Raw genomic sequence first — 12,211 nt, 5'->3', positions numbered from 1 at the left:
TTTCGTGCCTTTCTGACAAATCCCCTTTCTCGGGTGCGGTATGCCTCGCACGGAGGCACAAAGACACGAAGGAAAGTATGGGGATAGGAATTGCCGAAGTCGGTTTGAGTCGCCTCGTCCAGCACGCCTCTCAATCCGAACCTCGAACAAAACCTCTGTGCCTTCGTGCCTCTGTGAGAGACCTCCCTCCCCGGACGAGATTGACCTCGCACGGAGATCCGAGAAAGAAGCAGCCGAGCGGGTTTGATCAACGCTTGATCGAATCGCTTCAAGCCTGTTGCCGAAGCAACTGTCGTTGGTGTTCGTACAGCGCGATGCCGACAGTGACGGACAGATTCAAGCTGCGGACCTCCGGCTGCATCGGCAACCGCAACGCATGGCTGTCGTTGGGATCCAAGATTTCCGGTGGCAAGCCTGACGTTTCGCGGCCGAACACGAACACATCCCCGTGCCGGAAATCCGCATCCCAAAGCGTCCGCTGGGCCGTCTTGGAAAAATAGAACATCCGACGTCCCCGATGCGTCTGACGCAAGTGGTCCCAGTCGGGCACGTCATGCCACGTCAGGTGTTGCCAATAATCCAGTCCGGCGCGTCGCAATCGGCGTTCGTCGATGCGAAACCCCATCGGCCGGACCAGCCAAAGATGCGCTCCGGTCGCCACACAGGTTCGCCCGATGTTCCCCGTGTTTTGTGGGATCTCCGGCTGATACAGCACCACGTGGGCCGGTGGATCGGCGGCACCGTTTTGGGTCGAATCGTTCATACGAGGTGAATCTCTTGCGTCAGGGTTTGCCGGCTCATTGGATCGGACGCGACGGGTTCGTCAACGCTGGGTTGCGGTCAACGATCGAGCCATGGGAAACTATGCGAGCGCGGTTCAACGCCGTAGCCAACTTTCATCGCGGCTTGTCCCCCCCTGATTGTCTTTCCTTGTCTGTAAACCCCCTGTCGATCCTTCGCGATTGAGATTCGACGTCACTGATTGACCGCCACCATGCCGATCCAAGTCACCTGTCCCAAGTGCCTGAAGCGATTCCAAGTCAGTGACAAATTTGCGGGAAAACAGGGGCCATGCCCGAGTTGCAAGAACGTCATCAAGGTCCCGTCGGCCGAAGAACAGGTCGTCATTCACGAAGCCCCCAGTGACGCCCCGATCGATTCCAAAGGCCGCAGCGTTCTGAAGCCCATCACGCGTGAAGACACCGATGTCACACGCAAAGGCTTGATCCTGACGATCGTTTCGGTCATCGCCATCTTTGCCGCTGCGGTCGGCGTCCGGATGACGTCCGGCCCCGACCAAACGCCGATCTGGGCATCCATCGCGGGGATCCTATTGTTGGCACCGCCGCTGGTTTGGTCCGGATACAACTTGGTTTACGACCGCGAATTGGAACCGTACCGTGGCGCCGAATTGTGGCAACGCGTCGGGATCGTGTCGGCTGTCTTTGCCGTGTTGTGGGCCGTCTATGCGTTCGCGCCGGCCTATGTGCTGGATCTGGACCAAGCATCGGAGATGACTTGGATGGTCGCGGGCATCGCGTTTGCCGTGATGATCGTCGGTGGCGCCTTTGCCGCACTGGCCGCGTTTGATTTGGAATTTCCCAGCGGGCTGGTGATCAGCGGGCTGTATTTTCTGTCAGTTGTCTTGTTGGCATTGGTCGCAGGCGTGGTTCTGGCCGGCCGCGAGGTGGACGACCGCCCGGGACCGCGGGCCGCACCGGCAGCAGCGACCGCGTTGCCATCCACTTCGCCTACGCTTGCGGCAATTCCGCCAATCAACAAGTTGCTGCAAGACGTCGAATCACCGCGGAACGTTTAAGCGTCGGAACCCGAAAGGCCCAATCGCATCGATGGATCTGCCCGAAATCACCGCCCTGCGACGTCCCGAATCGGTCGTCCGCATTCCCGACCGGCAAGACGTACCGATCACACCGCGGGTTCGTCGCATCTTGGACACCGCTCCGGTGCGACGACTTGCATCGATCAGCCAGCTGGGCATGGTCGCGTTGGTCTATCCCGGTGCGACACACAGTCGGTGGGAACATTCCTTGGGAGTGTATCATTACGGACTGAAACTGCTGGACCGATTTTCCGTCGACGACCGCTTCGCCGATCCCGCGGTGGGCGAAGCGTTTCTGTTGGCAACGTTGCTGCATGACGTCGGGCACTGGCCGTTTTGCCACCCCATCGAAGACATGCAGCTTGGCGGACTCAGCCGTCATGAAGACCACGCGGCGCTTTGGATGAACGATGCGGAGATCGTCCAAGCGTTCGACCAGGACTGGCGCTGCACGCCCGACCAAGTGATGGGTTTCCTGACCGGACGCCATGGCGATGCTTGGGCCGACGATGACGCCTGTCGTTTCTTGACCAGTTGTCTTAGCGGTCCCATCGACGTCGACAAACTGGATTATTTGCAACGCGACAGCTGGCATGCCGGCGTGCCGTACGGACGCAATTTCGACGCCGATCGTCTGGTCCATTCGATGGTGGTGCACCCCGAGCGTCCGGAATTGGCGATCCACCAGAAAGGACGAACGGCCGCGGAGATGATGGTCTTTGCTCGCTACGTCATGTTCAGCGAAGTGTATTGGCACCATGCGGTACGTTCGGCCACCGCGATGCTTCAACGCTGTGTTTTCCTGCTGCAAAACCGTGTCGATTTGGAATCGTCGTTCCGGATGGATGATGCGACTTGGATCGCCATGATCCGCCGGATGGCCGCCGGCAGTATGGCCGAACCCCTGGCCGAAGGGCTGTTTGGTCCCCGTCGATGTCTGCACAAACGGTTGGCACAGTTCGACGTCATCGAGGGTGAATCGCTACACTGTCGATTGGCGCGGCGGCCGTACTGGTGGCTTGTCGCCGCGGCGGAAAATTTGGCACGGTTGATGTCGACCGAAACCGGTCTGGCGGTTCATGCATCGGATGTCCTGATCGACGCACCGCCGGTCAAATTAGAAGTCGACATCAATATCGATATCGTCGACGATGATGACCAAGTTCGCCCACTGGGCCGGTTAAGCCCCGTCGCTTCGGTCCTGGCCAACCGGCAATTCGATCGGCATGTCAAACGTGTTCGCCTGTTCGTCCGACCGGATTTAAAGACACCGTTGATGCGCAGCTTGGATTCCCCCGAAGCCGTCGAAGGTTTGGTCGCCCGCGCGATCGACCAAGCAGAGAAAGAAATCGTATGAACTCAACGCCTCGCCCGTCCATCGATGCCAAACGGATGGTCGTCTTCGATGACGTCCAGCAGGCATCGCATCACGTCGCCGACGAAATCATCCAATTGGTCGGCACAAAACCTTCGGCCGTCCTGGGGTTGGCCACCGGCAGCACACCCATTGCGGTGTACGAAGAATTGATCCGCCGGTATCGCGCCGGCGAAGTCGACTTTTCAAAAATCACGACGTTCAATTTGGACGAATACGTCGGCTTGTCGCCGGAGCATCCGCAAAGTTTCGCGGCGTTCATGCGGACGCACCTGTTCGACGCCATCGACGTTCCCGAACATCACACCCACGTCCCGGCGGGTGTGGCGAACGATTTTCTGTCGACCGCCGAATTGTTCGAAAAGAAGATCCAAACCTCCGGCGGCATCGACTGGCAATTACTGGGCATCGGCGACAACGGCCACATCGGATTCAACGAACCGGGGTCCCCCGGCGACAGCGGGACGCGGCTGGTCGAACTGGCCGATGAAACGATCGAAGCCAATTCGCGATTCTTCGATTCGCCCGATGACGTGCCTCGCCAAGCGATCACGATGGGCATCGCAACGATCCTGAAAGCCAAGCGATTGGTCCTGATGGCCTTCGGCGCGGCCAAGGCACAAGCCGTCGCCGACGCGGTGGCCGGGCCGGTGACGCCCGATTGTCCGGCATCGTTCCTGCAGCGGCATCCCAATGCGACCTTCATCGTCGACCGAGCCGCCGCAGCTGCACTGCCCACCGAAGCCTAGGGCGGCGAACCGAAAATCGTTCCCCGACGCGGTCCGACCCACCGCAGCAGCCGGCTGGATGATGGGTGCCCGGCGTGGCGACAGATGCCCGGCTTGGCGACAGCCCACGGGATCCGCCGCGTGCTCGAAAGGGCGCGCGAAAAAAATAGGCCAGGCAGGACTTGAACCCGCGACCCAGGCATTATGAGTGCCCTGCTCTAACCAACTGAGCTACTGGCCCGACGCGTTGACTTTCCGCCGACAACAGCCGCCTTTTGACAGGGCCGCCGATCGGCGTCTTTCGCGGCGACAGTGTACGCGATTCGCCCCCCATGGCGAACCCTGACCAGGTGCCTGCGAACACACCATTCGCCAGGTGATTTCCCACAACATCGCTGTTTGGCGGCTTCTCTGCAGCCGTAGCACCGGGCGCGACCACCGCCCCTTTCGTGGGGGCAGTGGCATCACAGTCGCAACATTCCTTTCCGGTGACGATCAGGTGGCCGGGCAAAATCGGATTCCGCCTTCAATTCGCCCATGGGTCACCGCGGCGACCAATTCCTGTGACAAGTTTCAGATGAACATCCGTGACTTGTGCCCCCTTCGTGTCGCGTTCTGACTCACCATGAACCAGCCCCGATCCCAACATTGCATCGACCAGGAAAGTCCGTTCGGTGTCGATGAGCTGTTCTTTTCGACCACCGACCGTCGCGGCGTCATCCGCTTTGGAAACGAAGTTTTCATTCGCGTGTCGAAATTCAAGGAAGACGAACTGATCGGCAAAGCCCACAGCATCATTCGTCATCCCGACATGCCGCGTGGCGTGTTTCGCTTGTTTTGGCAACTGTTGGAAAACGACGGGACAGTCGCTGCGTACGTGAAAAACCGCGCCAAAGACGGCAGCTATTACTGGGTCATGGCCTTTGCCACGAAGATCAGCGACGGCCACCTGTCGGTGCGTCTGAAACCGACCAGCGAATTGCTGGAAACGGTGATCGGCGTCTACGATCGCGTGCGACAAATCGAAATCGAAGCGGCCGAAGGCGGTGCATCCAAGGACGAAGTGTCCGACATTGGTTTGGAAGCGGCCAGTCGCGAGATCCAGCAACTGGGCTTTGCCGATTATCCGTCGTTCATGCGATACGCGCTGTCGATGGAAATGGCATCGCGCCGCAAAGTATTGGCGGAGGGCTCACCCAACCCGGACGCCATTTCACACCACGCCCGATCCGGCGACGGCGTCATTGGCGATTCTTCGGTCGCGTCGATGCTGCGATGCAACCAGCGGTGCACACGATCGCTGGACCAAATGTTGGATTCGCTCGCGAAAATTCGCACGGCGACCACCACGATTCAAGCCATCAATCAGCGGATGAGCCAGTTTTCGGACAAGATCGGGCTGGTCGCGATCAACGCCCGCGTCTCCGCCGACTCCGCACCACGCGAAGCCATCGCCGTCGCGCTAGCGGAATCGGAATCGGAAAACCGCGAAGCGATCGCAGCCATCCACCAATCGGTCGAACAATTGGTCGATTCTCTTGACGCGTTGTCTTTCGAATTGTCCGCCGCCGCATTGCAAAGCGAAACGAACACGACGTTCCTGCGTGAACTGCACGTGCATACGAACAACGCTGATTCCGAAGCACTCGGCCACGTGCAATTGTTGACGGATCAAGCCGGTCGCTGTGCCGACGACTTGATTCGACGGTTGCAAGACGCCGACGACTGGTTTGCAAAGCTTGCGAAGCTGACCGAATGCTTACAGCGAAACGCAAAGACCCTGCGTTTTGTCCGCATGGCGGGCGTCAAAGAATCCGCCAGCTTGGATGAATCGCACCCGTTCCGTGGGTTGTTCGATGTCGTTAACAAGCACATCCAAAGCACGATCGACGACTGTGGTGAATTACGATCGGCCGCACGCCAAGCCAGGTCATCGGTGGCCATCATGGAAAATTGCAAGACACAGTTGATCGATGACATGGCGTCCATGAACGACCAGTCAGCGGCTTTCTTTCAGTCCGCCTGTTTCGCCTAACAGCGATTTGAAATTGACGCGAGCGTCTTTGCTTTCGCGCAAGCGGCAAACCTCGCACGGCGACTCTGATCACCACCGCTGATCCGCCGCGTCAAGATCAAGCGGTGAAATGCAAACGTCTTCAAGACGCGCGGGCCAACAACACCAAGATGCAACTGCCATCATCGATGACGTCCAATCCGGCATCGCGTGCGGCTTGACTGGCCTGGTCATCTTCGGCGCCGGGCTGCATCCAGATGTGTCGGACTCCGGCGGCAATCGCATCGGCCACCACCAGACGCGTCACCGGCGGCGGCGTGATGATCGACAAGGCATCGGGCCGCACGGGCAAAGCATTGATCTTCGGATACGCCCGATGGCCTTCGATTTCGTCCTGCGCGGGGTTCAACGGAAAGACGTCACGGCCCGCCTTCAGCAACGCGCGAAAAACCTTGTTGCCGTACTTTTCACGGTTCGTCGACGCACCGGCGACCGCAAACGTGCCGGCCATCAAGAATCGCTGGATCGCGGTATCACTCATTTCATTTCACCTCAATGGAATCGACTTCACGACCAGACACCGTCGGGCGCGAATGTGTTCGGCGGGCCATGCCTTGATCGGCTGTCAGCCCCCCCAATACCACTGCCCCAGCTGATACGACGCCGGCCCAACGGAATCTTACCGGGCCGCTGATGTCCCAGGATCCCCCCGGGCGTGTGCCGGGAAATGCCGGACGGATTTGGCCCAGACCGGCTATGATTGACGGATCACGCATGGACAAAACAACAGCACCGCAAAAAATCGTCCGCCGACAAAAATCACGGCCGGACGATCCAAGTTTGACAGTCGGGTCTTGATGGCAATGGCCAACGGCCCGGGCTTATCGCCACGTAACGGGGTCCTCAGTCGCGGGGATGAAAACGGGGCGATATTCCGGCCCCAATGCCCGATTCGCTCGACCGCATTTTCACGCTCGCCGCGTATAGAACGAGGTGCGACGTTCGTACCAGCCAGTAAGAGGCAACGAATGTTAACCACCGAAGAAATCACCGAAATCGTCCTGCGCCAGCGACTGCCGCTGACCGCGCACATCGCCACGGTGACTCGTAATTTCCACTTGGCCGAAGACGTTTATCAGGAAGTCTGTGTCAAAGCCATCGGCCAAGTCGGCAAGTTGGAGTCCCCCCAACACCTGATGAACTGGTTTCGTGTGGCGTCGCGAAACCGAGCCATCGACGTCATTCGCACCCGCGAAGGCCGCTACGTTGGGTTGTCCGACGAAGCAATGTCGATCCTGGAATCCGAATGGACCGAAACGTCCCTGGTTCCAGACAACGACCGCGTCGACGCGTTGTCCCAGTGCATCGAATCGCTGTCCGAACGCAGTCGACAAATCGTCCGCATGCGGTATTTCGAGAACCGATCGGGCAAAGAAATCGCCAGTTTCATGGACGCAAAAATCGCGTCTGCTTACCAAGCGATCGCGCGTATCCACAAAGCCTTGGCGGAATGTGTCCGTCGTCGAATGGAGGCCGAAACGGTATGAACCGTCACGATTCATCATCACCGATATCCTATGAAGACTTTCTTCGTGCTGCGACGATGTTCCAAGACGGTGCGATGTCACCGGAGGAACTGGAACAGTTCGACAAGTCGTTGCAGCGGAGCCCGGAACTGCGACGCTGGTTCATCGAATTCCAAGAACAATCCGCCACCCTGGCCGAATGCTTCCGCGGCCAGGCTGTCCATGGCATCGATCGTATCGACGCAGACGCCGATTCGCTTTCTTCAGCACCGCAGCGAACCAAGAAAGTATCCGACACCGGATGGGACACACCACTGGGCACCCCGGGATCGCAACGAACACTCGCCTGGGCGGCGGTCGCGGTGGCCCTGGCCGCGTGTGTGTTGGTGGCGTTCTTGCCTGGCAAATCATCGCGGCAAATTCCCGAACACGATGCGGTGATGACCTATGCCGAACAAGCATCTTGGGGTGGTGCGGCAGACCAGTGGCCCGTCGACGGTCGTTATTTGACGCGTTCCGATTCGTACCGTCTGGACAGCGGATCGATCCGATTGCGTTTGAACTCCGGTGCAATCGTTTCAGTCGCCGCGCCGGCGTCGTTTCGCATCGTGGGACCGGAAAGTATCGACCTATTGGCCGGCAAGATGACCGCTCGCACGTCGGGTAACCGGACCGATCTGGTCATCCGTGCTGGCGACTTGGAAATCCGTGATTCGGAAACCGCCTTTGGTGTCACCGCGACGACCGATGGCGATGTCGATTTGGCCGTCTTCGATGGTGATGTCTCGGTGCGTGTGACTGACGACGTGGATCCGCCATCCGAACAGATGGTGGTCGAAGGCAGCGCATTGGCAAGCTATCGATCGGCCGGCCGAACGACGAAAATCCCTTATGAACCGGGCAAATACCAGGACATTTGGCCGTTGGCGCTGGGCATCGATGAGGCCTCGTCCATTGTCGACTTTGTGCCGCCTGGTCCCGACGTTTCGCTCAGTTCGCTGGCCCACAATCACAAGATGTTTTTGGTGCCCGAAAAGCTGAACCATCACGTCAGCCGTCCGGCCGATTTGAAATTGGTGCTGCCCGGCCAGACTTGGCCGTCCAGCCCCACGCAGAAGTTCCGGGTCACGCCCAAGCAATCCGTCAGCAGTTACCTGTTGATGTACAAGCCGCAAACCAGCAACTTTGGTTCGCGGCAAACGCTTTCGGGTTCGATCAGTTTCCAACACCCGATTCTGGGCATCGCGGTGACCGGCGATCAGTTGCGAAATAGCGATCAACCGTTTGGGATCGATGACCTGGATTACAAAGCCTTTCGCGGGCGACATCTGGAAGACGTCGACACGGAATTCGGCAGCCTGCCCGCCGACAGCATCACGATCAGCGATGACGGACGGCAACTGTATTTCAGCCTTCACGTCGGCGCGTTGACGGATCACTTGCGTGTGCTGGTGGACGATTCGGAATCGCCTGCATCCGACGCTCCTTAATTCCATCGCCCCCTCCTTCCCCCCCGCCTCCCATGACTCGCCTGTTCTTGGCCGCCTTGGCCACGCTGGTGGCGTTGCAGCACGCCGACGCCACGGCACCGTCGTCAACGACCGACCCCAAACCGCCAAATGTCATCGTCATCTTGGCCGACGATTTGGGCTACAGCGATTTGGGATGCTACGGATCCGAAATCCCAACGCCTCATATCGACGCCTTGGCCGGTGACGGTGTCCGCTTTACCCAGATGTACAACAGCGCACGTTGCTGCCCCAGTCGTGCTTCGTTGATGACCGGTCTGTATCCGTCCCAAGCCGGCATTGGTGATTTCACCACCAACAAACCCAGTCCCACACGCGGTCCCGGATACATCGGACGATTGAATGACCGATGCGTGACACTGGCCGAAGCCTTAAAGACCGCCGGTTACGGTTGCTATTACGTCGGCAAGTGGCACATGCACGAGGCAACCGGTCCGATCGCCCGTGGCTTTGACGAATTTTATGGCTTCACCCGCGGCCATTCGCACGATCAATACGACGCGGACTATTACATCCGTTTGCCCGATGGTCGTGAAAAGGAAATCGATCCCCCGGCCGACCAGTTTTATGCGACCGACGTCTTCAATCGCTATGCGATCGAGTTCATTCGACAAGGCCAACAGAGCGGTCGCCCGTACTTCTTGTTCCTCGGTCACTCATCGCCCCATTTTCCGGTCCAAGCCCCGGCCGAACGTGCCGACGCGTTCGAAGCGGTCTATCGCCAGGGCTGGGATGTACTGCGGCAACAGCGTTTCGAACAGATGAAGTCGATCGGGCTGATCGACGGCGACCATTGGCAGATGTCCCCCCGCAGCATCGTGCCGGTCGACCGCGACGACATCGCCAACGGTTATTCCGGCCAGCCCAACCCGGCCTGGGACAGTCTTTCTAGCGACCGCCAAGCCGACCTGGCACGACGCATGGCCGTCTTTGCCGCGATGGTCAGCAGCGTCGATCAAGGCGTGGGGCAAATCGTCGAACACCTGAAACAGACCGGCGACTTGAACAACACGCTGATCCTTTTCCTCAGCGACAACGGCGCCTGTTACGAATGGGGTCCGTTCGGATTCGATGGCACGTCGCGCAAAGGAACGACAACCCTTCGCACCGGAGACGATCTTCGCGAAATCGGCCAACCGGGAACGCATCAATCCTACGGCAGTGCGTGGGCCAACCTGGGGAACACCCCCTTTCGTCTGTACAAGCACTTCACGCATGAAGGCGGAATCAGCACACCCCTGATCGCGCACTGGCCGTCGGGGATCGGAAAACCTGATCGCTGGATCCGCCAACCGGCCCATGTGATGGACATCATGCCCACGCTGTTGGATGCAACCGGTGCCGAATACCCGACCACGATCGACGGCAAAAGACGCTTGCCGCCGGAAGGCACCAGCCTGTTGCCCGCCATGACGGGCGAATCGTTGCCCGAACGCACGATCGGTTTTGACCATCAGGGCGCCCACGCGATCCGCCAAGGCAGCTGGAAAGCCGTTTGGTCCAAACGCATGCCCGATGAAATTCAGTGGGAACTGTACGACTTGTCGTCCGACCGTTGCGAAATGAACGACGTCGCTTCGCAATACCCCGACAAACTGCGAACGATGACCGAAGATTGGACCGATTGGGCCCGCCGCGTTGGCGTGATTTGGGACAACCCCAAGGGATCAGAAACGCAGCCGGATCCGGCGGACGCTTCGCCATCGATCGCCGGTCGCCCCATTCATATTCAAGCCATCATCGACGCAAGTTCGCCCCATGGTGTCGTTCTCGCTCAAGGTGGCAATCAGTACGGATACGCCCTGCATTTCGATGACGGCATTGCCATGCTGGATGTCCGGTTGAAAGGCCAAGTCACACGTCTAATGTCGTCGCACCGCGTCAGTGGTACGGTCAAACTGTCAGCCAGTCTGACCTCCGATCAAATGACCTTGACCGTCAACGACCAGCCGGCAACTTCCCGTCCATCACCCGGTCTGATTCCGATCCAGCCGGTCGACGCACTCAGCATCGGCTTTGACGAACGAACGCCCGCGGGCGACTACCCCGCGCCAAATGATTTCAATGGCACCGTGGTTTCTCACAAGATCACCACGGGTGACCGAAAACCGGATGACGAAACAGACGACCATGCCGAAGTGGACACGTCGAAGTTCACGCCGAAACGTTTTGGTGATCTCAGCAAGCCGATGTTTGCCGATCCGAATTATCACGGATCGTGTGACCCGGAAATCGTGTTCGATCCGTCCAGCAAACAATGGCTGATCTACTTCACCGCTCGACGTGCAACACGTCAGCAAGCGTCATATGTCGGGACACCGATCGGCGTGCTGGCATCAAAAGATTTCAAGCATTGGACGTTTCGCGGTTACTGCACGTTTGATGGTCGCAAAGGCCAACCCGACAACCCGGACACTCATTGGGCACCGGGGATCATCGTCGACGGCGACCAGATTCACATGTTCGCGACGTACAAAGCGTCGGCAACGCCGCCATGGGGTGGCGATGGGGTGATTCGTCATTACGTCGCCCCGCTTTCCGATCCGATCGATGGATGGAAGCTGGTCGGTGTTCCCAATTTTCACCAGCCCGACCCGATCGATGTGTCCCTATTGAAAATGGGCGACCGATTTCATGCTTACTACCGCGTCGGAAAAGGCGGCGGGATTCAGTGGGCGACCAGCGACGACTTGCAACATTGGCAAAACCATGGCCCCTGCCCTGGCGACGTCAACGCCGACGACCGTGGCTTTGGTTATCAAGAAGCCCCCTATGTGTTTCGTTTCGCCGACCGATATTGGATGCTGACTGATCCGCACGACGGGCTTGCGGTCTTTCACAGTGATGACGCCGTCACATGGCATCAGCAAGAACGCATTCTGTTGGAACCGGGATTCGGACCAGCCGACGGAACACGCGCCCGACACCCCAGCGTCGCGGTCCGTGACGATCGCGCGTTCATCTTTTATCACACCGAACCGAATCGTCCCTATCCGACGCCGCCCGCGGAAAAACGGACGGTCACCCAGAAGATCTCCTTCCTGCAAATCGCGGAACTCCAGATCAACGACGGCCGCTTGACTTGTGATCGTAACGCCGACATCCGTTTGCATACCGAACGGTGACCGCGCGGAATGAGATCCTTCAACGCACACTTTTCCCCTCCCTCCCCCACCCCTCGAAGTGATTTGTTGAGACT

At 58.9% G+C, this 12,211-nt stretch carries 9 protein-coding genes and 1 tRNA gene; 7 read left to right on the top strand and 3 right to left on the bottom strand.

Features of this window, described 5'->3' with window-relative positions:
• Positions 1-268 precede the first annotated feature (268 nt).
• A complete protein-coding gene (locus Mal65_RS09450; RefSeq protein ID WP_145296466.1) occupies positions 269-763 on the bottom strand; it encodes a tRNA (cytidine(34)-2'-O)-methyltransferase in 495 nt (164 codons plus the stop codon).
• A gap of 231 nt (positions 764-994) precedes the next feature.
• Between Mal65_RS09450 and Mal65_RS09445 the strand changes: the two genes are divergently transcribed.
• From Mal65_RS09445 to nagB, 3 genes are read left to right on the top strand one after another with little or no spacing between them, the layout of a single operon-like run.
• Positions 995-1,819 (top strand): hypothetical protein, encoded by an 825-nt coding sequence (locus Mal65_RS09445; protein ID WP_145296463.1) that lies wholly within the window; start codon positions 995-997, stop codon positions 1,817-1,819.
• Positions 1,820-1,850: 31 nt separating this feature from the next.
• A complete protein-coding gene (locus Mal65_RS09440; RefSeq protein WP_145296460.1) occupies positions 1,851-3,197 on the top strand; it encodes an HD domain-containing protein in 1,347 nt (448 codons plus the stop codon).
• Positions 3,194-3,964, top strand: coding sequence for a glucosamine-6-phosphate deaminase (gene nagB / locus Mal65_RS09435; RefSeq protein WP_196784714.1), 771 nt, complete (start codon positions 3,194-3,196; stop codon positions 3,962-3,964). Before Mal65_RS09440 ends, nagB begins: the two co-directional genes overlap by 4 nt.
• Positions 3,965-4,110: 146 nt before the next feature.
• On the opposite strand, the gene Mal65_RS09430 is transcribed toward nagB, so the two are convergent.
• Positions 4,111-4,184: transfer RNA gene (locus tag Mal65_RS09430), tRNA-Ile, on the bottom strand.
• A gap of 384 nt (positions 4,185-4,568) precedes the next feature.
• On the opposite strand from Mal65_RS09430, the gene Mal65_RS09425 reads away from it, so the two are divergent.
• Entirely contained in the window at positions 4,569-5,978 is a 1,410-nt protein-coding gene (locus Mal65_RS09425; protein WP_145296457.1) for a PAS domain-containing protein, read from the top strand.
• A gap of 121 nt (positions 5,979-6,099) precedes the next feature.
• Here the strand turns inward: Mal65_RS09425 and Mal65_RS09420 are convergent, their stop codons facing one another.
• Complete coding sequence (locus Mal65_RS09420; RefSeq protein ID WP_145296454.1) at positions 6,100-6,498, bottom strand: CoA-binding protein; 399 nt, start codon at positions 6,496-6,498, stop codon at positions 6,100-6,102.
• Positions 6,499-6,985: 487 nt separating this feature from the next.
• Between Mal65_RS09420 and Mal65_RS09415 the strand changes: the two genes are divergently transcribed.
• The 3 genes from Mal65_RS09415 to Mal65_RS09405 are packed head-to-tail and all read left to right on the top strand — an operon-like array spanning position 6,986 to position 12,137.
• The gene (locus Mal65_RS09415; protein ID WP_145296452.1) at positions 6,986-7,504 is read left to right on the top strand and encodes a sigma-70 family RNA polymerase sigma factor; all 519 of its coding nucleotides are present in this window, start codon (positions 6,986-6,988) and stop codon (positions 7,502-7,504) included.
• Complete coding sequence (locus Mal65_RS09410; protein ID WP_165701170.1) at positions 7,501-8,973, top strand: FecR domain-containing protein; 1,473 nt, start codon at positions 7,501-7,503, stop codon at positions 8,971-8,973. Before Mal65_RS09415 ends, Mal65_RS09410 begins: the two co-directional genes overlap by 4 nt.
• A 32-nt stretch (positions 8,974-9,005) precedes the next feature.
• Positions 9,006-12,137 (top strand): sulfatase-like hydrolase/transferase, encoded by a 3,132-nt coding sequence (locus Mal65_RS09405; RefSeq protein WP_145296446.1) that lies wholly within the window; start codon positions 9,006-9,008, stop codon positions 12,135-12,137.
• Positions 12,138-12,211: the final 74 nt, after the last annotated feature.

This window comes from Crateriforma conspicua (assembly GCF_007752935.1).
Classification (GTDB): Bacteria; Planctomycetota; Planctomycetia; order Pirellulales; family Pirellulaceae; genus Crateriforma; species Crateriforma conspicua.
The sequence above is the reverse complement of the archived record's forward strand: the minus strand, read 5'-3'. Positions and strand labels throughout refer to the sequence as shown.